The sequence below is a fragment of the Mycobacterium sp. IS-2888 genome, from assembly GCF_001954215.1.
GTDB lineage: Bacteria > Actinomycetota > Actinomycetes > Mycobacteriales > Mycobacteriaceae > Mycobacterium.
The window spans coordinates 24,992-46,379 of the sequence record NZ_MBET01000064.1; the positions used below are offsets into that span (position 1 = coordinate 24,992).

The window sequence follows — 21,388 nt, forward strand, 5'->3', positions numbered from 1 at the left end:
CGGAAGGAGATCTCGCATGGCCCGCGAAAGCCACGGCACCCCACCGACGCCGCCCAAGGACGCCAGGAAGACGACCGAGGAGCAGCGTGATCTGCAGGAGAAGCTGAACCATCGGGACGAGGATCCGGATGCCCCTGGTGCGCATCAGTCGCGGTACGACCTTCCGGACGAAAACACCCGTTAGATCGGTGCGTCAGGCGCGCCGAACCAGGTGGTGAGCGCGTCGGCAAGCTCGGGCCCGGCCCGGTCACCCACCCAGGCGACATGTCCGTCGGGCCGGATCAACATCGCGGGCGCGGCGGGGATCGCACCGAGCGCCGGAAGCTCCCAATCCCCAACGTGTTTCGCGTCGACAAGTTGGACTCGACCGGCCCATGGTGTGATGTCGACACCACCGGGCTCGCCGAGGTTGAGTAGCACCGGACGGGCATCGTGGAGCAGGGTGAAAACCCGCGTCGCGCCGTTGGCGGTCACGAGGTCGAGATCGGGCATGCGGCGCCCCAGCAACGGGTGGCCCTCGCCGAGGTCGTAGTGGATGTCCAGGCCGGACATCATGGCGGCGAATCGTCGGCGGGCCTCGTCGAGGCTGAGGAGTTCGGAAACGACGTCCCGCAAGGCCTTGGTCCGGTCATCGAGGAGGCGAAGGAGCGCGATTTGCGCCATGGTGTTGCGCAGCACGCGCGCCGCGACCGGGTGCCGTTCGGCATGGTAGGTGTCGAGGAGGCTATCGGGGGCGGTCTGCTTGATCACCTGTGCCAGCTTCCATCCCAGATTCACCGCGTCCTGCACACCTGTGTTGAGTCCCTGCCCGCCTACCGGGTGATGCACATGCGCGGCGTCGCCGGCCAGCAGGACTCGCCGGTCGCGGTAGGCCGCTGCCTGACGTGTCGCATCGGTGAACCTGGAAATCGAAGTGGGACTGTGGATTCCGTAGTCCGTTCCGTAAACAGCGATGAGCGCCTCACTCAGATCGCGTAAGGTGGGGTCGCCGTTTGGTGCGAGGTCTCGTTCGGTCACCATGACCCGAGCCGGGCTTCCATCCGCCAGCGCATGAACGCCGAGGGCGTCGTGGCGGATTCCCCATTCCGGCGGTTGGTCTGCCTCGAAGGCCATTTCGACCTCGGCGATGAGATAGCTCGTTGTCGGATCCCAACCCGGAAAGTCGATGCCGGCCGCTTTACGTGTAAGGCTGCGCCCCCCGTCGCAGCCGACGAGGTACTCGGCCCGCAGCAACTGGCCGTCCGCTGTCTCGACGTCGACACCCGCGCCGTCTTGCGCGATACGCGTCACCTCGCGTCCGCGATAAATCGGCACGGCCAGCTCCTCGACCCAGGACGCCAGTATCCGCTCGATATCGTTCTGCCACAGCGCGAGCCCGTAGGGATGCCGGGTGGGGAAATCGCTGATGTCCAAACGAATTTGGGCGAATCCGGCGACCTGCGCTATCTGACCCTCTGAAAGGAATCGGTCGGCGATTCCGCGCTGATCGAGGACCTCGATCGTGCGCGAATGCAAACCGCCTGAACGCGAGCCGATCACCTCTTGGCTGGCGCGCCGCTCGACAATCGCGACGTCAATACCCGCCAATGCCAATTCACCCGCCAGCATGAGCCCTGTCGGGCCCGCCCCGACAACCACCACCGCGTGGGCGACCGCGCGGCGTGACCTATCCGACTCCAACGAAACATGCACGTCGCAAACCCCCGACCGAATGAGTTCTGGCTTCGGCCAACGATTTTGCGGCATTACCCCGGTCTTGCCGCAAGCCCCCGGGTGCGCTATATGTTGAAGGTGAGGGGTTAAATTCGCGCGGAGCGCTCCTAGAAAACCGCGAGCCAAATGGCGATGTACTGGCAGATCGCCGCAACCGCGGTGCACGCATGGAACAGCTCGTGATAACCGAACGTCGTCGGCCAGAGGCGGGGCCAGCGCAGCCCGTAAAACAGCGCACCGATGCTGTACAACGCGCCACCCACAGCTAGCAGTACCGCTGCGGGCAATCCGGCGTTGTGCACGATCGTCCCCGCGTACCAGACCGCGACCCAGCCCAGCAGCAGGTAGAGCATCAAGCTCAACCAGCGCGGGGCCGTGGGCCAGAACAACGTCAGCGCAATTCCGGCCGCCGCGCCGCCCCACACGATCGCCAGCACGACATCGCCGGTCCCGCGCGGCATGTCCAGCCGCGCGAACGGTGTATAGCTGCCGGCGATGAGAACGAAGATCATCGAGTGGTCGAGCCGCCTCATCCAGTTCCGGACGGCCGCCGACTCCCAGTTGACGCGGTGATAGACGGCGCTGACCGCAAACAACGCCACTATCGCGAGGGTGTATGTCAGGGTCGAGTGCCCGGCCCGCTTGGATACCGCCGCCCACGACACTGCCACCAGCGGCATACCCGCAATGACAAACGCGATGGCGCAGTACTGGTGGATCCAACCGCGCAACCGTGGCTTGGTCAGCACATCGGAGGGCGCGGGATCGCCGGTGCCTACCGCGATCGGCCCAAGAGACTCGGGCCGAGCGATCGAATCCGTCTGGTAGCTCATCAGTCCCTCTCCCGCGGGATTGCGCCTTTCAGTTGCTTTATCCCCCGGCAACCTGGGCTCCTCCCTATATCGTCTCGACGGGCTTTTCGTTACGGCTATGTGCCACCTATGAATTGGCTGACCGCGGGCACGTCGATCACCGTCGGTTGCGACGGCTGCGGAGTGATTTCGAGGAGGCCGTCGTCGGACTGACCGAAGCCGCTGATCAACAGGGCCTCACAGTTGTCGGCGCCGTCCTCGTAGCGTGGGTAGAGATAGTTGCCCGAGACGCGGTGGTCGATGTGGGATGGCGCCAGATACAGCGCCGCGTTCTCCATCCAGCCCATTTTGGAATCCTCGACAATGATCGGCATGTCGCCGGGAAGCTCGGCGAGCACCCGCCGGAATTGCTCGACGTTCATCGACCGCCGCCCTCCCTCGCTGCGTGATCTGCTGGCCTTGGCGCAGATGTCCTCAACACGGAGCGCCAGGCTAGGAGCGGGACGCTGAGAGCCCGCTGAGAAGGTCCCTGAGCTCGGCGGGCCCGCGCTGCAGAATCAGACTGTGTGGATGTCTGCGATCCGCCCGTTTCGGCACATGGGGTTCCTGCGATCGGTGCATCCCCGCAACTTGGGCATCCCCGCTCGCTCAGCCGCGGTATCGGCGATCGTCGTCTTGGTGGGACTTGCTTTTGCGGGCGCGGGTTTGGACGCCATCCTGTACCGGTCGTTGTTGGCGGGTGTCGACGATGCCAGCGCCGGCAGAGTCCGCGACATTGCGCAGGTGCTGCAGACCAATTCGCTCAACGAGCTCGACCGCGACCTTTTGACCACGGATCAGCGCGTGGTAGCAATCCAAGTGATCGCTCCCGACGGCAAGGTGGCAAGGCGATCCGGGTCGGCACCGCAAACACCACTCCTGCCCATCAGCGGGTTCGACTCCAATTTGCGCCGCGGTATGCCCGACGATGCGGTGCCCCATGACGACATGCGCATCAGCGGTCAAAAGGTGGACACTGCATCCGGTCAATACACGGTGCTCGTCGGAGGTGGCAGCGAGGCGGTCGAGGCAACCGCACGGGTGGTCGCGCTGCTGTTGGCTTGTGGCGCCCCGATCATCATCGCGGTAGCAGCGGCAGCGACCTACTTGCTCGTCCGCCGCTCACTACAGTCGGTGGACGAAATCCGAAGTAGGGTGGCCGAAATCTCGACGTCCGACTTGGCCGAACGGGTGCCCGTACCAAGCAGTCGCGACGAGATCGCGGCTCTGGCCCTCACCATGAACGAAATGCTGTCGCGCATCGAAGCCGGTCACCGCGCGCAGAAACGGTTCCTGGGCGACGCCTCGCATGAACTGCGCAGCCCGCTGGCCACCATCATCTCCGGATTGGAGGTCGCCGAGGCTCATCCCGAACTGCTCAATGCCGAGCTAGCCGTCAATACCCTGCTTCCCGAGGCGCAACGGATGCGGACCCTGATCGACGATCTGCTGTTGCTGGCCCGCGCCGACGAGCACAGCCTGGTGCTGCGCAGGGAGGAGACCGCCCTCGACGGCCTCGCCGAGGAGCAAGCGGCACGTGTGCGGCGCGAAACGCAATGCAGGCTCGAAACCGACATCCGTCCCGCGCGCCTGACCGGTGACCCCGCGGCACTTTCCCGCATGATCCGCAACCTCGTGGATAACGCTGTCCGCCATGCGAACTCGCAAATCGCCATCGAAGTCGGCAGCCAAAACGGAAGCGCAACACTGATCGTCAGCGACGACGGGCCTGGCATCGCCCCGGCCGAACGGACCCGGGTGTTCGAGCGCTTCGTGCGCCTGGATTCGGACCGTTCACGCAGCCGAGGAGGAACCGGGCTGGGCCTGGCGATCGTCGCCGAGGTTGTCGCCGCTCACGGCGGCGCAGTCACCATCGACGACCGGCCCGGCGGCGGGACCAAGGTGATCGTGACGCTGCCTCAGCACGACAACCGGTAACCGACGCCTCGGACCGTCTCGATGGTGTTGGTGCCGAAGGGGGCGTCGATCTTGCGGCGCACGTACCCCACGTAGACCTCGACAACGTTGTCGGGACCTTGGTAGTGCGCGTCCCACACGTTGCGCAATATCTCGGCCTTCGTCACGACCGTGTCCTTGTTGCGCATGAGGAACTCCAGCACTCCGTATTCACGGGGGGTCAGCGTGATCGGAGTCGAACCACGTAGAACGGTGTGCCGCGCGGGATCCAGGGACAAAGATCCGGCGGTCAACACCGCGGGCCGCTCGGGTGCGCCGCGGCGGACCAATGCCCGCAGGCGCGCGACGAGAACCCTGAACGAAAACGGTTTTGTCAGATAGTCATCCGCTCCGAGATCGAGCGCATCGGTCTCGTCGTACTCGCCATCCTTGGCGGTCAGCATCAGCACCGGTGTCCATACATCCTGTGCCCGCATTCGACGCAGCACCTCGTATCCGCTGTAGCCGGGCAGCATGATGTCGAGGACTACGACATCGAAGCTGTTGTCGACGGCCTCCTGGAGGCCCTCGACGCCGTTACCGACCGCCACGACGACGAAGCCCTCGGCCTTGAGTCCCATAGCCAGAGTCGCCGAAAGTCGTGGCTCGTCCTCGACGAGCAGGACTCTCATGCCGTCACGCTATTTCGCGCGCGGCTTCCGCCTGGCCCGGGTGACGTCCCGCGCGTTGGGGCAGGACGATGAGCAACGCGACGATGATGCCCGCGATGACCGCCGACGCCAGCGGACGGCTCAGGGCCAAGCCGCCGTCGGCGACCGGCTTGTCGAGGAAGTCGCCGACGGTCGCGCCCAGGGGCCGCGTCAGGATGAATGCCACCCAGAACAGGGTCACCCGCGACACGCTGGTCCAGTAGTACAGGGCGACTACCACGAGCAGAGCCGTGGTGAATACCAATGCCCCGCGCTCGTAACCGAATCCGCGGGTATCGGCGAGCCAATCCCCAAGCGCGGTGCCCAGCGTCTGCGAAAACGTGATCGTCGCCCAGTAGAACGCCTCCACCTTCGGCGTCGAAACGGTGCTCACGGACACCGTTCCCTGCGTCCACCGCCACAACCCCAGGGTGGCCAGGAGGCAGGCAAGCAGCAGAAGCGATCCGCCCGTGTAGCCGATTCCCAACTGCCGGTCGGCGAAGTCGGCCAGCGTCGTGCCGAAAGTTGTCGAGGCGACGATCGTCGCCCAGTACAGACTCGCGTGGAAGCGCTTGGCGAAGATCTGCGCCGCAACCAGGACAACCAGGGCCACACCGAAGAGAACGACACCCGCGACGTAGCCCCAGTTCAGCGTCATCGTCACGGTGTCGCCGCCGGTCTCGCCCAGCGTCGTCGCCAATATCTTGATGACCCAGAACCCCAGAGTGACCGCCGGGACCTTGGTCAACGCCTGTTTCGTCATGTCGTTCATCTGGCAGTGACCTTCCGGCCTCGGTGTTTCCTGCATGCCTACGGTAACCGCGCTGAGAAAACGCTGAGATCATTCCCGACGCGGAAGCAGCACAGAGAGATCAAGGCCGTCGACCGCTTGCCCGATACACACGGCTCGCAGGACGTTGTTCGTGAACGCTTCGGCGTCCCCCCACGGGAGGTACGGCTTGGTGATGAGGAGGGACGCAACACCGTGGGCCGCCGCCCACAGCTGCAGGGCGGGTGCGACGGAATCACCTGGCGGGAAGAACTTTTGGTCGATGAGTTCTTGCACAGTGTCTTGCAGGTGGACAAACGCCGAGCTGATGAGCGTTTCGTCGAAGTCGCTACCCCGCCGTGGCGGAGCGCCGGTAGCCACCCGATACATCAGCGGTGTCGCGACCGCGAACCGCACGTAGGCGATGCCCAGGGCATGCAATCGTTCCAGTGGGGTCGGTAGGTCGCGCGCGGCGTCTTGCATGACCTCGCCGAGGCGGCGGTAGTACTTCGCGCACACGGCATCGAGCAGCTGGTCTTTGTCGGCGAAATGCCGATAGAGCGAAGGGGCGGAGATGTTCAGCGCCCGGGTTACTTCTCGCGTCGAGGGTGCCTTGGTGTCTCCCGACGCGATGATGAGTTCCGTTGCCGTGTCGATGATTTGCTCACGCAGCTGCCCGCCCGATCCCCGGGGCAGGCGTTGCCGACGCGTTTCAGGATGCATAGGCGTTTTCCTCGAGCGGCTCATCGGTGATCCCCCACCGGGCATGCCAGCGCACCAACGCCGCGGGTGCCCACCAGTTGAGCCGGCCCAAGATCCTCATGAAGGCCGGCACCAGCAGCATTCGTATGATGGTGGCGTCCATCAGGATTGCGATCGTCAGTCCGGTTCCGAACATTCTCATGAACGACACTTGCGCGGCGATGAGCGCGGCGAACGAGATCGACATGATCACGGCGGCGGCGGTGATCACGCGGCCGGTGCGGGCCACACCAAGAGCCACCGATTCGTCGTTGTCGGCCCGGGTGCGGCCCGAATTCATCCAATACTCCCGAATGCGGGACATCAGAAATACCTCGTAGTCCATCGAAAGCCCGAAGGCGATACAGAACATCAGAACGGGCATGTTCGAGGTGATCGTCCCGGTGGGCGCGGTGCCCAACGCACCGAGGTGGCCTTGCTGGAATATCCAAACCAGGGCTCCGAACGTCGCCGTCAGGGATATGACGTTGAGAACCAACGCTTTTAGCGGGAGCACCACCGAGCCGGTGAGCATGAACAGCAGTGCGAAGGTCACGACGGCGATGATGCCCAGCACCCACGGCAGCCGAGAGAGTATGCCGTTGACGGCATCGCGGTCCAGTTGCGCGCCACCGCCGATCATCGGATGTGCGCCCCCGGGCGCCGGTATTGCGTGCAGGGCGTCGAGCTGGCGTTCGGCGGCCGCCGTGTACGGCTCGATCTTGGTCTGCACGGTGAAAAGCGCCGTGTCGTTTTTGATTCCGGTGTGCATCGCCGCCGGGCCGGCCTTGTTTCCGTTGACATAGGCGCCGGTTGGTGCCGACACGCTGGTAACGCCTTGCACACGCGAAAGCTCGGCGGCGTAGCCGTCCAGCTGTTGGCGCGCGGGCTCCGTCACGTGCTCGACGATGACGGAGAGGTTCGTAGCATCGTCGTTGCTGTAATTGGTCCGCAATTCGTCTCCAACTTGGCGGGCCGACGCCGACGCGGGCAGCGTCCGATCATCCGGGAAGCCGAGCTGTACGTCGAGAAATGGCAGTCCCAGAAACAGAAGCGCGGCAACTATTGCCACGGCTATCGGAATGGCATGTGCCATAACACGTTTGGCGATCCGATACCAAAACGTCTCGGTGATGTCCCGGGCAACGGGTTCTGGACGGCGCGTGACGCGTCGCACGAACCGACGGATGTCAAGCGCATCGATGCGATCGCCGAGCAGGGTGATGACCGCGGGAACGATCACCAGGGCCGCCACCGCGCCCACGCTCACTACCGCCACCCCGGCATAGGCGAACGACCTGAGGAAATACATCGGGAAAAGGACCAGCGAAACCAGCGCCAGAGCCACGGTCAAGGCGGCGAACAACACGGTCCGTCCCGAGGTGCGCATGGTCAATACCAGCGCCTCGTCGCGACTCATCCCTGAGGCGACCTCTTCTCGGTACCGGTTGATGATCAGCAGTGAGTAGTCAATTGCCAGCCCGAGTCCCATCGCGATGGTCAGGTTGAGGGAAAAGATCGAAACGTCGGTGAAGTAGGTCAGGGCGCGCAGCACCGACATGGCCCCAAAGATCGAGAAGAGACCCACCACCAGCGGTAGGAGCGCCGCGTTGAGACCACCGAAAATCGCCACCAGCGCAACGAAAGTCACCGGGATGGCGATCAATTCCATGGTCAGCAGGTCGCGCTCGGTCTGCTTGGTGATCTGGCCGTAGACGGTGGCCATCCCGCCGGCGCGCACCGAGACCCCGTCGCGATCGTGCCCGAGGCTTTTGATCAGCGTGGTGGCATGTTTTTGGGCGTCGTTCTCGCCGCCGACCAGGCCGGCCACAATCATCCCGGACTTACCGTCCTTACTGAACAACTCGGCCGCGACCGGGGGCGGCGCGTTCCATGCGGACGTCAAATTGAGCACGACTCCGGAGCGGCGCAGCTCGGCTTCCAACTCGCCGGCGACCTTGGCCACGGCAGGAGTCTTTGCGCCTTGCTCACTGCTGAGCATCAACACCAGCGACTGGTCACTGATACCGAACTTGTCGACGAGAGTCTGCGCTACCCGCGCAGATTCGGACGTCGGGTCCTGCTGCCCACCCGCGGCAAGGTGCCTCGCGACCGGGAGACCGAACACGGCGGCGGCGACCGCCACCAGCAATGCCGCCCCCAACACCAGTCGCGGCGCACCGACAACAAATCGCGTCAACCGTTCCAGCATCAGCATCCTTCGCAATAAGGTAGCGACGCTACCGTAGCGACGTTACTCCGAGGCGGTCAAGGCCAATGGGCAGATCCGCGTCGCCGTCGGGCCGAGTTTCGCGTAGTCAACTACGCGTGTGGCGCGTCCGTCGAACGACGGAATGTGGGAGCGGCCGCACAGGTGGTGCGGCGATCCCAACGCCGTTAGGAGCATGAAATGACCATTGACAATGACGCCGTCAACGCCGAGCCGACAGTGGACGAGAAACCAGAGTCGGCGTGCAAGCACATATCACCGGTGGACCTTTTAAGCGACGTACGCCTCCACCCCGAGCCGAGTCCGTTCGAGGTCGCGAAAAAGTGGTGGGTTTGGTCGGGTGTCACGCATGTCGGTGACTGTGTCCTGCAGGACGAGATGTTAACGATTCAAGCTGACGGAACGGCGAACTTCTTTGCGCACGTGAAGTCCAGTGACGATGACGACCGATGGGTGTTCTACGGTGGCATCTCCTTGCTCGACGTGCACGGCGTCGTCTTGTGGACCAGCCCCAAGCTGATCGGCCCGCCGATGATTTGGGAGGACGAATGGGCGACCTGGGACGAGAATTTCGGGTTCCCAGCCGTGTGGTTCGACTCCGCCGCCAGCGCACGGATTAACCAGGCGCACTGCTGATCCCGTTAGGTGTTCCGTTGCCTGCCCGGCCGCACCGACGCCAGCGTTGACGCGGTGGCCGCGGCGGTCGGCGCGGGCGCGGATCCACCGCCCGATGCCCGACGAACTGTTAGTGTCCACCTCAGCTTCAGCTATTACGGCGAACGACGACCTGGAGCAACCGTGTGCACGGTTAGCAACGACACCGCCGGACCGGCCAGCAGATGGCCGGTGCGCGATGCCAATTCGGCCCCGCGCGGTGGTTCCCGCGTTGGGCAGTCAAACCCATTGAGCGGAGGCGATCATGACGCTCGGAGACCGGCTGGCGCGAGTAGCAGAGTTGACAGATCGGTGGGTCGGATGGTCCCGACTTCCCAAGCCATTGGGGCTCGCCGTCCTCGTCGGATTGCGTGAGCAACTGCGCGCAGACAACCTTTACGACACCGGTCGCGGATCCGCCGACCGCCCGCCCGCGGGTGACGGTGTCACTCCCGTGCGCGACGCCCGCACCTTGGACGGCACGAACAACGACCTGCAGAACCCACTGATGGGATCATTGGGCAGCCGATTCGGCCGCAACGTCGCCACCGAATTGACCTATCCAGAAGAACCCGACCGCATCCTGGAACCCAACCCCCGTTTGATCAGCCAGCGACTGCTCAGGCGTGACAGCTTCAAGCCGGCGACCACGCTCAACCTGCTGGCTGCCGCCTGGATCCAATTCGAGGTGCACGACTGGTTCAGCCACGGCACCATCGACGACAACCCCTGGCAGATCCCCGTCGAGCCCCCCGATCCTTGGCCCGACCCTGTCATGACCATCAAACGAACTCCACCCGACCCCAGCCCGGATCCGTCGGGACCACCAACCTTCGTCACCCGGGACACCCATTGGTGGGACGGATCCCAGATCTACGGCAACACCCCAGGATTCGCCAACGGGCTACGCACCGGCGAGCTGGGTCAGGTCAAGATCGACGACGTCGGCCTGCACCCGGAGGATCTCGAGACCTACCTTGACCCGCACGGGGCGATCAGGGCCAACTTCTGGCTCGGGTTAGCGCTACTGCATTCCCTGTTCTTGCGTGAGCACAACGCGATCTGCCGCGAACTACACCTGCGCAATCCCACGATGACGGACCAGCAGCTCTACGACAAAGCCTGCCTGGTCAACTCGGCGCTGATGGCCAAGATTCACACCCTGGAGTGGACCCCAGCGATCATCGCCCACCCCACCACCGAGTCCGCCATGCGGGCCAACTGGTTCGGGGTGCTCGGGCAGCGCTTCGATGGGCGCTACGGCCGCCTCACCCCGAGTGAGGTTCTGCAGGGCATCCCCGGATCACCCACCAACCACGACGGTGTGCCGTATTCACTGACCGAGGAATTCGTCGCCGTCTACCGCATGCATCCCCTGATCCCCGACGACTACGTCGTGCGCTCGCTTCGCGACGATAAGGAGCTGGCGCACTACGAGCTACCCGAGCTGGCGCTGCCCCATGTCCGAGAGCGCTTGGCGCAGTGGGAAACCGACGACCTGTTCTACTCGATGGGGGTCGCGAACCCCGGCCAGATTACGCTGCACAACTTTCCGGTCCACTTACAGGACTTCCACCGGGTCGACGACATTCCTATCGACCTGGCCGCCGCGGACATCCTGCGGATCCGGGAACGTGGTGTGCCGCGCTACAACGCTTTTCGGCGGATGCTTCGACTCAAGCCCGCCGCCACCTTCGAGGAGCTCACCGACAATCCGGCGTGGGCCGAGGAGCTGCGCCAGATCTACGGCGACGTCGAACGCGTCGATCTCATGATCGGCCTGTACGCCGAGCCAAAGCCACCGGGTTTTGGGTTCAGCGACACCGCTTTTCGTATCTTCATCCTGATGGCCTCCCGCCGGCTGCGAAGCGACCGCTTCTTCACCACCGACTTCACCCCGGCGATGTACACCGAAGCCGGCATGGAGTGGGTGCACACCAACTCGATGCGGACCGTGCTGCTGCGACATTTCCCCGCGCTGGAGCCCACCCTGCGCTCGGTCACCAATCCGTTCGCCCCGTGGCCAAGAACACCCGCACGTGCGTGGACCCGGATGTCCCCGCCGCGAACGGATGTGCGCCGCTATCCCCCGCCACCGGGCCCGCAGCCCACGTACGTCCCCTACAGCGACGCCCTCGAACAGCCCGGGCCCGACGAGGATCGTGAGATCGACGGAATCGTCAAGGCGTTGCACGGCAACAACGAATGGGCCTACAAGAAGTTTCATCACGGCCTGCGCGATGCCCACGCCAAGACGTTGGCCGTGCTGCGGGGCGAGCTCATCGTCTATCCCGATCTGCGGCCCGAGCTGGCCCAGGGACTGTTCGCGCAGCCACGCACTTATCCGGTGGTCACCCGGCTGTCGACCACCTCCGGGGTGATCCGAAGCGACCAGATACGCGGGGTACACGGCCTGGCGATCAAGGTGCTCCTGGACGAGCCCGGCGACCGCATCCTGGCCGACGATGACGCCAAGACTCAGGACTTCCTGCTGGTGACCCATCGGGAATTCCCCTTCGCCGATGTGCGGGCTTACCTGCGGCGCGGCATGCCCCTGGCGTGGCTGTTGGCACGCCTGTCCGATCCGGGGCTCAGCGCCGTCGGCGCGGCGCTCACGCGGGCCAAATCCATCCTGTCCCGGGTTGGCGTGGCACCTCCCAACGCCGTGGAGATCTTCATCGAGCCCAACACCCACATCCTGGGACAGAACTTCTATTCGTCGGCGCCCATCCGGTGGGGCGACAATGTCGCGAAATTCGAGATCGTGCCGCTGTCGGAGTCGGTGAAGACACTGGCCGGTCAGCTGCTGCCAGCTGACAGCGGCTACGACGCCTACCGCAGCCAGGTATTCGACTTCTTCGCGAGCAATAGCGCCGAATTCGAGCTGCGCGCCCAACTGTGCACCGACCTGGCCCGGATGCCCATCGAGGACGCGACGGTGCCGTGGCCGGAAGAAGTCAGTCCTCATATCGGGGTCGCCAAGCTCCGTTATGAGCAACAGAATCCGGACTCCCCAGACCGGCGCCGGTTCGGCGACGACGTGCTGTCCTATAACTCGTGGCGCGGGCTGGCCGCGCACCGCCCGCTAGGCCCGATCAACCGCCTCAAACTGAAGGTCTACGAAGCCTCCAGCAACTTCCGCCACGACAAGAACAATGTCCGCCCCTTCGAGCCGACCGTCGCTGACCTGCCCCAGTGAGCGCGCCGGCTCACTCACCGGCTCGACCCGAGCCCGGGCGGCGCGGGCGGTGGCGCACCTGCGCACCCAAAATTTAGGTTCACGGGCGATTTCATTCGGCACCGACCCCGGGACGGCCCTAGACTTCCCATACATGAGCAGCCGGTGGCAGTTGCTCGAACGGCCGGTGGAGCAACAAACGATCCGCGCCGCGCTCACCGGTGACGAGCAGCGCGGCGTGGTACTCATCGGGCCCGCCGGCGTCGGTAAGACAACACTGGCCCGCACCGTCACCGACACGCTGCCTTCCGCCGTGCACTGGGCCGCATGCACCGAGTCCTCGCAGGCGATCCCGCTCGGTGCGTTCATGCAGTGGGTGGGTGCCTCGAGTGCCCGGGACCCCATCGCGCTGCTGGCCGCGGCGCGCGAAAATATGCTCGCCGGCGCCGAGCCCGTGGTCGGCGTGGACGACGCGCATCTGCTTGACCAGCTCTCGGCCACGCTGTTGCACCACATCGCCGTCGAGCGGAGCGGGCGCATCGTCGCCACCGTCCGCAGCGGCGAAGCCGTGCCGGATGCGGTCACCTCGCTGTGGAAGGACGGCTACCTGCAGAGGTTCGATTTGGAGCCGCTGTCGAAGGAGCAGAGCATCGCGCTGGTCGAATCGGTGCTCGGCGGCGTCCTGGAAGGTCTGTCGGCCGATGTCATGTGGTCGGCGTCCGGCGGTAATCCGCTGTTTCTGCGGCACATGGTCGAGGGCGCAGTGGAAGCCCGCACGCTGACCGAGGTCGACGGCGTCTGGCAGTTGCGCGGACCCACGGCCGTCTCCTCCGGCCTGGCCGAGCTACTGGAGAGCCGGCTCGATCACGCCGGCGCCGAGGCGCTCGGCGCGCTGAAGTTCCTCGCATTCTGCGAGCCGCTGGATCTCGATGCGCTCGTCGAACTGGCCGGTGAAGAGGCCGTCGACGCCGCCGAACTGCAAGGGCTGATTCGCATCGCGCGCGACGGTCACATGCTCAACGCCCGCATCACCCATCCGCTGTACGGGGACGTGATGCGCCGCCGCACCGGCACCGCCTCCGCGCGAAAACTGCGCGGCAATATCGTGTCGGTGCTCGCCGCGAGGGACATCACCTCTCCGGCGGATCGCATCCGCCTGGCGCAACTGTCCGTCGACAGCGACCAGGTAGCAGACAACGCTCTGCTAGTGGCCGCCGCTAAGGACGCCGTCTTCCTAGCCAACCTTCCCCTCGGGGAACGATTGGCGCGCAGCGCATTTGAGCATGGCGACGGGCTGCGCGCCGGCGAGTTGCTCTCGCGGGCGGTGCTGTGGCAGGGAAGACCGGGGGAAGCCGATTCGATCCTGGCGCAGTTCAACCCCGACGAACTCGACGAGCTGCAGCTCGTGCTTTGGGGCATCCCGCGGCTGTCCACGCTGTTCTGGTCGATGGGCGAAATAGACCAAGCCCACGACATCCTTTCGCTGATGCGTCAACGGGTCACCCATCACGCGCTGCGCCTCGTCGTCGAGGCCACCGGGGCGGCGATGGCGGTGCACCAGAACAAGCTTGACGAAGGCATCGCGGCCGCCGAGGCCGTCCTGGCCGACCCCGAAGCGCCGGAACAAGCCGCCGACTTCGCGGCCTTCGCTGCCGGCCTGGCCATGCCCGTCGCCGGCCGCGGCGCCGGCTTCGAACCGATCGCGGCGCGCTGTCGCGTCGAGCACAAACCCACCGACGGGATGATCCGCTGGATGATCCGCTATGGCGACATCCTGGCGCTGACCCACACCGGCAGCCTGGATTTGGCCGACCGTCGGGTGGCCGACTACAGCCGGTTCTCCTCACAGGGGCAGTTCGTCGGCTGGGCTATCGCGAAGATCATGGCCGGACTGGTCGCCACATACCGGGGCAAGTTCCCCCAGGCCATCACGGCATTCGAGCAGGCGTTGGCCGCGCTCAACGCCGAGAACTCGTTGCCGTGGCGGCTGCCCGGCCGGCTGCTGTTGGCCCGGGCGTATGCCGGATTGGGCCGCACCGCCGAAGCCGAGCGGGTTCTTGCCGACGCCAAGGAGCACTCCGGTCCGCACCTGGACTTGCACGAGCCGATGGCGATGATCGCCAGGGCGTGGCTGGCCGCCGGCCGCGGCGGCGAACGCACCGGTGTCGATCTGGCGCGCGCCGCCGCCGACACCGCCCACCGAGCCGGCCAGTACGCCGTCGAGGCCGAAGCGCTGCACCACGCCGCACGCTTCGGCGACCGGACCGTCGCGGCGCGGCTGGGCGCGTTGGCCAAACGGGTCGACGGCACGGTGGCCGGACTCTACGCTCGCCACGCCGCGGCCGTGGCCGGCTCCGATCCGCACGCCCTCGACGCGCTGAGCAGCGACTTCGAGAAGGCGGGGTTGCTGCTCTCGGCCGCGGACGCCGCCGCGCAGGCCGTCGTGCTCTACGAGCGCAGCGGCCACAACCGGCACACCACCGAAGCCGCGGCGCGGGCCCTTCGACTAGCCGCGCTATGCGGCGGAGCGAACACACCGGCGATCCGGGCCGCGGCCCAACCGCTGCCGATCAGCTCCCGGGAACGCGAGATAGCGGCCCTGATCGCCGAAGGTCTGTCCAACCGTGAGATCGCCGACAAGCTCACGGTCTCCGTACGCACCGTCGAAGGCCACATTTACCGCGCCTGCATCAAACTCGACATCTCCGACCGCGAAGAACTGGCGGCCGTCGTCGCGCGCAACACGACCTGAACCGGGCCGCTCGCGGAAAACCCGCAGGCCACAGGGGTCACTACCTCACCCTGGCGGCCCTCGGCCACGCCTTCTCGAGTAGTCCCGCCGCTCGCCTGATCGGTTTCTTTCCGGTAGATCCGGCTGACCGCACTGCCGCCGGCAGTGCCAACCCGCTCATCACACCTGAATTAGACACGCTCGCAACATGTTTGCTTCGCGATCACCCCCGGCTAGCAAAAGTGAGCGCGGCGACGGCCTCGGCGATTGCTGCCGGAGGCTCGACCGGCGCCGCAAGGTCCTGCGCCGCAACACAGGTAGTCCGTTACGCGTGCCGTCGACACCGATGGATTCATAAATTCTTCATCACAGCCGGACTGACCGGAACCGAACCCCGGCCCTCAGGGAGTCGAAATGTTATCTACCGCGAAGACAGTGGCGCCAGACGAGGGCGCCGCTGCAACGATTGAACCGGCCCGCAGCGCGGACGCCGCGGAAGCGCAGAGCACTATCGCCGCTTCCCCGCCGCCCGTTCTCATCAGCGAGCGCGAAGTCATGTTCGCAACTGCAGCTGCCGGTGCCACATCGCAGACCGCCGCCACCCGCCGGCACTGGATCGTCCAGCTGTGGCAACGGCTGTCGGCGGCGCTGGACTCGCTGGACTCCTATGTCGAGCGTGAGCCGCGTCGCTACTACGCACGGCGCCCGCTCTACATCGAGAACGCCGCAATGGCGCGCGAAATGGAACGGCTATGAATGACCTGCTCATAGCCATGGAAGCGGTCATGCTGATAATTGTCAGCGTCGGAATTCATCGCCTCTCCGCATGGTTAGAGCGCTGGGATTACGAACGCCACCGCGAGGATTGAGGCGGAGCGGGGATGGCAGCCACCAGGCAGTACGGCTCACGATCGCCATTGATCCCCTTATTGGCAATTTGATTTGTAGCGATATTCATGTGCTGCCCCGTGCAATCCAGCAAAATATGTCAAGCTATCCGTTAGCCACATTGGCCGGCGACTAACGGTCGAGCCTGGGAGGCGAAATGCGCAAACGTCTGTCGGCAATGAAGAAACGTCTGTCAGCGTGGCTACCAATTATCGCGCTGGGAATGATCGTCGTGGGCGGGCTCAGCTGCTTTGGTGTGGACGGCCCGTGTATACGGCAACTGACCCGCTACGCATTTGGAGATCCCGCGATCGGCGAGCCTAGATCGCAATTATCCGCACCAATACTCAGTGACGTATGTTTGTTGGTCGCCTATGGGTTGGTGCTGCTGGGTTGCGCGTTGTTCTATCGTGCTCGCGCGAGTTCCCGAGCAGGTCGCGGAATCGCCGCCTTCGTCATCGCCGCGGTAGTCATCGCGGTGCTAGCAAACGGGATCGAAGACCTGCTGCTGTGGATCACGCCGGCCCAGCACGGAATCGGTTGGCGCACCGCGGAAGCCGCCGCGACCATCAAGTTTTGCATGATCGCCGTGGGGGCAGTCGGGGTACTTGCTTCCCTTGGGATCGTCCTGCGTGACCTAATGGCCTGGTACCGGCGGCTAAGCATCTGGCATAGCTGCAAGGGCGTGTCGATTCCGCAGATGCTGCGCTCGGTCAAACTATTTCGGTGGATCAAGACCGACGCGGAGGCTGAACCCCTGCCGGCGCCGTGGTGGGATGACGTACTGGCACCTAATGACTTGCCGAAGCCGACGGAAACCCAAGAGGCCGTCAAAAAGGCAGTTGCAGATTCCGGCCAGACGGCTGAAGCCGTCATCGAAAACCAGCAGCGCTGGCTGCACTCTTATAGTGTGCCCGGCGTCACCGAAGCGCTGAAGAATCGCACGGAACCGCTTCGCGCGCTGTGCCTTTCGGGCGGAGGTGTTCGGTCTGCCTGCGTGGCGATGGGCGCTATGCAGGTGTTCTCCAAACCATCCAGCGCAACCGATGCCGTGGCGAAACCGAGCGGGAATGGCAGCAGCGCTGCAACGCTGTTGGACGGCCTGGACTACGTCATCTCGGTGTCGGGAGGCGGATATGCCGCCGGCGCGCGGCTGCTGGCGGTACAGGACAAACAGGTCGACCCGCAGCAAAAGCGCACCGAGAAACGGAAGCGCAACAAGCAACCCGAGCAAGGGGACAAACCCCAACCACCCCTGCCGAACGTGGTGCCGATCTCGAAGCGGTTTGAAGAAGGATCGGCAGAGTTCGATCACATTCGCAGCCGGTCGAGCTACATCGCTGACTCACCAGTCGGCTTGCTGCGCGCGCTCGTAGAGGTGCTCAAGAATCTGGTGGCCTCGCTTGCGACCATCTTCACCGTCCCCGTTATCGCGGGCTCGGCGCTGGGGTGGCTACTCGCCCGAATCCCGATCGCCGCATTCCCCCCGGTGCCGGACGGGCGCGCAGCCATCGACCCGAACAACGGCAAATATTTCCCCTCACTTATCACCCATTCCGCTGCCTATTGGGCGCTGGGATTCTTCGCTTTGTGGGCCGTAGCGTTCACCCTGTACGCGCTCTTCGAGGAGTGGAAATCGAGTAGTCGGAGCAGCGAAGACCGGCAGCTGTTGGCGCTGCGCTTGGCGCGTGCGAGCGCCGGGTTCGCGCTGGTGGTCTTCACGCTCACGATCGCGCTGCCCGGCTTGATGCGACTCTGCTCGGGCGTGAGCGGCCAGGCGCCATCCACGGGCGGTGCGTTCGCCGCGCTGTCAGGGGTCGTCGGACTCAACTACGTCGCCGCGCTGATCGCCATGATCTGGCGCGACAAGAACAAGCTGATCAAGAGCGCCGGCATGCAAACGTCCCCGGGATTGCTGAAACGGATCCTGCCGCCTCAGGTCATCTCGCTGCTGCTGACGGTCGCCACCTTCGCTGTGCTTCTGGTGGTATGGCTGGCGCTGCTGGGCAGCTTCGCCGCCGGCGCATTTCATTACTGCGCACGAAACGGATTGGGCGAACACCTCGCGCACCTGCCTCCTGGGATCTGGTGGCTGGGCGGCGTCGCCCTCACCTGGTTATTCATCGGGTTCGCTGATGTCACGTCTTTGAGCCTGCACCCCTTCTATCGACGCCGGCTCGCACACACCTTCGCGGTCCGCCGCGCCCCCGACAAGGGCGCGCCGAACGAAGCCGTGCGGTATCGCGACGACGAACCCACCTGGCTGCACTGGTACGGCCGGACGACTAACGGCCCACAATTCGTGTTTGCGTGCGCGGCCACCATCACCGGCCCCGACAGGCCCGCGCCCGGGCTCAACGCGGTGTCGTACGTGATGAGCGCGGACTACATCGGCGGACCGGCGCTGGGTTGGTTCCACACCGAGAAACTGTTCGAGGCGGCGCCACCCCGGATTCGCCGGGACCTGACCGTGGAAGCCGCAGTCGCGGTGAGCGGCGCGGCGTTCGCCTCGGCGATGGGACGCCAGAACAAGGGAATCGAGAAATTGCTCGCCGTCTCCGGTGCGCGCCTGGGCACCTGGTTGCCCAATCCGAGCTTCGTTACCCAACTCAGGGACGCCGAACACCGCAACGATTCAGGCCTCGACTGCCTACCTCGGGGATGGCCAAAATCGCTACCGACCATCCGGGGCGGCGGATACCTGTATCGAGAAATCCTCGGTATCAACAACATCGACGCGCGCCTAGTCCAGATCACGGACGGCGGCCACTATGACAACTCGGGTCTCGTGGAAGCGCTCCGGCGCCGATGCGGACTGATCTTCGTCATCGACGGAGGAGGTGACCCGCCGCCACTGCCCATCGGACTCACCGACGCAATTCGGCTAGCGAAATATGAACTAGGCGTGGAGATCACGCTGAACGAGACGGGTCCGTACTCCGTCGAGAACATCACGCCGGGATCTGGAAAACACTTCGCCAAAGACGACGCGCTGGCCAACCTCAACAGCCGTATCACTCGCGGGGCGGTCGTCAAGGGTGACATCACCTATCCGGCAGCGGCGGGGCTCGAGAAAAGCGCTGGCATCCTGATTTTCGCGAAAGCGGTACTGTGCGAAGCCTGCCCGTACTGGCTGCTGACGTACGCGGCGTCCAGCGACATCTTTCCCCACGATCCGACGTCCGACCAATGGTTCAGCGAGGGACAGTTCGCCGCGTACACCGAACTGGGCCGCGTCATCGCCGACGAAGCCGTCAAATGCGCCGCATCTCTACAACCCACGTCCAGCGGTGCCAGGCGGCGCACTGTGTCAGTCCCGTGATTCCTTTGACAGCAATTGCGGAAGGCCGAAGTGCCGCAACGCTTCGACATCCTGGAAGGACACGACGTGACCGATACCGTGCGGCGCGAAAGTGAGTACGTGTAGGGCGTGCAGGCGATGCTGCCCACCGGCGGTCGCCGGGTACAGCGCCACCGCGGGTTGTCCATTGGCCGATGTCCGCACGACCGGGGTATTGCCGAAAGCACGCATGCGTGCGCCGAGAAAGGCGCCGATCGTGGCGTTGCCCCTAAACCACGTCAGGAATGGCGGCATCTCGAAGAGGGCGTCCTCGGTCAAGACGGCGACCAGTTCGTCCACGTCGGCGTTTTGAAACGCGGCCACATACCGGTCGAGCAGTTCACGCTGCCGCTCTTCCAATGGCGGCGCCGGCGAGTCAACATTTGCGGGCAGATGCGTGCGGGCCCGCTGCAGCGCGCTGTTCACCGCGGCGACGCTCAAATCGAGCAGTGTCGCGACTTCGGTTGCGGGCCAACCCAATACCTCCCGTAGGATCAGCACCGCGCGCTGCCGCGGGGGGAGAAGTTGCAGCGCGGCCACGAAGGCCAGCCGCATGGACTCCCGTGCGGCCACCACCTTGACCGGGTCACTTGTCGTGGCGGCCAACAGCGAATCGGGAGCGGGCTGCAGCCATGGCACCTCTGGGCTAGCCGCCATGACACGCGCGGTGGGGTCGTTGGCCGGCTCATGCAGATCCGACGGCAGCGGGCGGCGCTTTGCACGCTCGAGTGCCTTGATGAACGCCCGGGTGGCGATGCGGTACAACCACGTGCGCAGCGACGAGCGCCCCTCGAAATGCTCGTAGGCGCGCCACGCGTCCAAATAGACGTCCTGCACGACGTCTTCGGCGTCGTCGACGGATCCGAGCATGCGGTAGCCGTAGGCGATCAGCTCGGCCCGAAACGGCTCAGCCAGCCGCGCGAAGTCGTCGCCGTTGTCAGTGGTGATGCTCATGTTGATCCGGTGCCCCATACGTGTCGTGCCAAGGCCATTCGTTGATGTAGCGCTGCCGGCCCAACGGGGTCAGATCGAGGAACCGGTAGGTGCTCAGCATGACATCGGCGCCGACACCGTAGGCCGAGTAGGTGTGAAACACCTTGCCGCCGTCCTGGACGAAAACGCTGATGCCTTGCCCGTCGGCACCATTGGTGGCCACGTATCCCAGCCCTTCGCGGATCAGCGTTTCCTTGTCCTTGTAGTTGTATTCGACCGGCGCGATCGATTCGTCGGTGCTGACGTGGAAGTCGTAGTTGAAGTCGGAACCGTGAGACGAGTACCAAGGCAGCTGCCATCCCATGCGGGTCTTGAACTCGTTGAGCCTCGGGTACGGCACGCGCGACACCAGCGCCAGCGTGGTGTCGGCGCCCTCGTTGAGATGGATCGGATCCGGCATGTTGTCCACGGCGAATGAGCAACTCGGACAGCCGTCGTCGATGTCATGCAGCCACATGAAGTGGTAGACGATCAACTGCCCGCGGCCCTCGAACAGGTCGATCAGCGCGACCTCGCCGTCGGGTCCCTCGAAGACATAGTCCTTATCGATGACCACCGCGGGAAGTGCGCGGCGCTGCTCGGCCAGCATCGCGAGCTGCCGGCTGGCGGCCTTTTCCCCGGCCAGCAGGTCGAGGCGTTCCGCCAGCCACTCCTCGCGCGTCGCCGTACGGGGGATCTTCATTTTTCGCTCCTT

At 64.9% G+C, this 21,388-nt stretch carries 16 protein-coding genes and 1 pseudogene; 8 read left to right on the plus strand and 9 right to left on the minus strand.

Annotated features, from left to right (window positions below):
• Positions 1-16: 16 nt before the first annotated feature.
• Positions 17-184, plus strand: a complete 168-nt coding sequence (locus tag A5745_RS24655; RefSeq protein WP_175879806.1) for a hypothetical protein — start codon at positions 17-19, stop codon at positions 182-184.
• Here the strand turns inward: A5745_RS24655 and A5745_RS10705 are convergent.
• From A5745_RS10705 to A5745_RS10715, 3 genes are all read right to left on the minus strand, one after another.
• Positions 181-1,878 (minus strand): FAD-dependent monooxygenase, encoded by a 1,698-nt coding sequence (locus A5745_RS10705; protein ID WP_371336901.1) that lies wholly within the window; start codon positions 1,876-1,878, stop codon positions 181-183. The genes A5745_RS24655 and A5745_RS10705 overlap by 4 nt on opposite strands.
• Positions 1,821-2,546, minus strand: coding sequence for a hemolysin III family protein (locus tag A5745_RS10710; protein WP_076116009.1), 726 nt, complete (start codon positions 2,544-2,546; stop codon positions 1,821-1,823). Before A5745_RS10710 ends, A5745_RS10705 begins: the two co-directional genes overlap by 58 nt.
• A gap of 95 nt (positions 2,547-2,641) precedes the next feature.
• Positions 2,642-2,947 carry a hypothetical protein gene (locus tag A5745_RS10715; protein WP_076116010.1) on the minus strand — a complete coding sequence of 102 codons (306 nt, stop codon included), beginning with the start codon at positions 2,945-2,947 and terminating at the stop codon, positions 2,642-2,644.
• Between the two features lie 175 nt (positions 2,948-3,122).
• Here A5745_RS10715 and A5745_RS10720 point away from each other — a divergent pair, with 175 nt between their 5' ends.
• Positions 3,123-4,502 (plus strand): ATP-binding protein, encoded by a 1,380-nt coding sequence (locus A5745_RS10720; protein ID WP_076116011.1) that lies wholly within the window; start codon positions 3,123-3,125, stop codon positions 4,500-4,502.
• Here the strand turns inward: A5745_RS10720 and A5745_RS10725 are convergent.
• From A5745_RS10725 to A5745_RS10740, 4 genes are all read right to left on the minus strand, one after another.
• Positions 4,484-5,152, minus strand: coding sequence for a response regulator transcription factor (locus A5745_RS10725; RefSeq protein ID WP_076058794.1), 669 nt, complete (start codon positions 5,150-5,152; stop codon positions 4,484-4,486). The two genes, A5745_RS10720 and A5745_RS10725, sit on opposite strands and share 19 nt — an antisense overlap.
• Before the next feature lie 4 nt (positions 5,153-5,156).
• A complete protein-coding gene (locus A5745_RS10730; RefSeq protein WP_076116012.1) occupies positions 5,157-5,942 on the minus strand; it encodes a hypothetical protein in 786 nt (261 codons plus the stop codon).
• A 69-nt stretch (positions 5,943-6,011) separates the two neighbouring features.
• Positions 6,012-6,662, minus strand: a complete 651-nt coding sequence (locus A5745_RS10735) for a TetR/AcrR family transcriptional regulator (RefSeq protein ID WP_076116013.1) — start codon at positions 6,660-6,662, stop codon at positions 6,012-6,014.
• The gene (locus A5745_RS10740; RefSeq protein WP_076116036.1) at positions 6,652-8,892 is read right to left on the minus strand and encodes an MMPL family transporter; all 2,241 of its coding nucleotides are present in this window, start codon (positions 8,890-8,892) and stop codon (positions 6,652-6,654) included. Before A5745_RS10740 ends, A5745_RS10735 begins: the two co-directional genes overlap by 11 nt.
• Before the next feature lie 198 nt (positions 8,893-9,090).
• Between A5745_RS10740 and A5745_RS10745 the strand changes: the two genes are divergently transcribed.
• The 6 genes and pseudogenes from A5745_RS10745 (at position 9,091) to A5745_RS10765 (ending at position 19,683) form a co-directional block, all read left to right on the plus strand.
• Positions 9,091-9,546, plus strand: coding sequence for a DUF6294 family protein (locus A5745_RS10745; protein WP_076058799.1), 456 nt, complete (start codon positions 9,091-9,093; stop codon positions 9,544-9,546).
• Between the two features lie 283 nt (positions 9,547-9,829).
• Positions 9,830-11,587, plus strand: a pseudogene (locus A5745_RS24660) (peroxidase family protein); the annotation flags it as partial.
• A gap of 30 nt (positions 11,588-11,617) precedes the next feature.
• Positions 11,618-12,763 (plus strand): catalase family protein, encoded by a 1,146-nt coding sequence (locus A5745_RS24665; RefSeq protein WP_175879807.1) that lies wholly within the window; start codon positions 11,618-11,620, stop codon positions 12,761-12,763.
• Positions 12,764-12,896: 133 nt separating this feature from the next.
• The gene (locus A5745_RS10755; protein ID WP_076116015.1) at positions 12,897-15,494 is read left to right on the plus strand and encodes a LuxR family transcriptional regulator; all 2,598 of its coding nucleotides are present in this window, start codon (positions 12,897-12,899) and stop codon (positions 15,492-15,494) included.
• Between the two features lie 393 nt (positions 15,495-15,887).
• Positions 15,888-16,229, plus strand: a complete 342-nt coding sequence (locus tag A5745_RS10760) for a hypothetical protein (protein ID WP_139329540.1) — start codon at positions 15,888-15,890, stop codon at positions 16,227-16,229.
• Positions 16,230-16,725: 496 nt separating this feature from the next.
• Positions 16,726-19,683: a hypothetical protein gene (locus A5745_RS10765; RefSeq protein ID WP_139329541.1), complete on the plus strand. Its 2,958-nt coding sequence runs from the start codon at positions 16,726-16,728 to the stop codon at positions 19,681-19,683.
• Here A5745_RS10765 and A5745_RS10770 read toward each other — a convergent pair.
• On the minus strand, positions 19,672-20,655 hold the full coding sequence (locus tag A5745_RS10770) for a sigma-70 family RNA polymerase sigma factor (RefSeq protein ID WP_076116037.1): 984 nt from the start codon (positions 20,653-20,655) through the stop codon (positions 19,672-19,674). The genes A5745_RS10765 and A5745_RS10770 overlap by 12 nt on opposite strands.
• On the minus strand, positions 20,639-21,376 hold the full coding sequence (locus A5745_RS10775; protein WP_076116018.1) for a DUF899 domain-containing protein: 738 nt from the start codon (positions 21,374-21,376) through the stop codon (positions 20,639-20,641). The genes A5745_RS10770 and A5745_RS10775 overlap by 17 nt, the downstream gene beginning before the upstream one ends.
• Positions 21,377-21,388: the final 12 nt, after the last annotated feature.

Coding starts and splice junctions, on each gene's coding strand:
- A5745_RS24655 (WP_175879806.1), top strand. CDS start 17: ATGGCCCGCGAAAGCCACGGCACCCCACCGACGCCGCCCAAGGACGCC.
- A5745_RS10710 (WP_076116009.1), bottom strand. CDS start 2,546: ATGAGCTACCAGACGGATTCGATCGCTCGGCCCGAGTCTCTTGGGCCG.
- A5745_RS10715 (WP_076116010.1), bottom strand. CDS start 2,947: ATGAACGTCGAGCAATTCCGGCGGGTGCTCGCCGAGCTTCCCGGCGAC.
- A5745_RS10720 (WP_076116011.1), top strand. CDS start 3,123: ATGGGGTTCCTGCGATCGGTGCATCCCCGCAACTTGGGCATCCCCGCT.
- A5745_RS10725 (WP_076058794.1), bottom strand. CDS start 5,152: ATGAGAGTCCTGCTCGTCGAGGACGAGCCACGACTTTCGGCGACTCTG.
- A5745_RS10730 (WP_076116012.1), bottom strand. CDS start 5,942: ATGAACGACATGACGAAACAGGCGTTGACCAAGGTCCCGGCGGTCACT.
- A5745_RS10735 (WP_076116013.1), bottom strand. CDS start 6,662: ATGCATCCTGAAACGCGTCGGCAACGCCTGCCCCGGGGATCGGGCGGG.
- A5745_RS10740 (WP_076116036.1), bottom strand. CDS start 8,892: ATGCTGGAACGGTTGACGCGATTTGTTGTCGGTGCGCCGCGACTGGTG.
- A5745_RS10745 (WP_076058799.1), top strand. CDS start 9,091: ATGACCATTGACAATGACGCCGTCAACGCCGAGCCGACAGTGGACGAG.
- A5745_RS24665 (WP_175879807.1), top strand. CDS start 11,618: ATGTCCCCGCCGCGAACGGATGTGCGCCGCTATCCCCCGCCACCGGGC.
- A5745_RS10755 (WP_076116015.1), top strand. CDS start 12,897: ATGAGCAGCCGGTGGCAGTTGCTCGAACGGCCGGTGGAGCAACAAACG.
- A5745_RS10760 (WP_139329540.1), top strand. CDS start 15,888: ATGTTATCTACCGCGAAGACAGTGGCGCCAGACGAGGGCGCCGCTGCA.
- A5745_RS10770 (WP_076116037.1), bottom strand. CDS start 20,655: ATGAGCATCACCACTGACAACGGCGACGACTTCGCGCGGCTGGCTGAG.
- A5745_RS10775 (WP_076116018.1), bottom strand. CDS start 21,376: ATGAAGATCCCCCGTACGGCGACGCGCGAGGAGTGGCTGGCGGAACGC.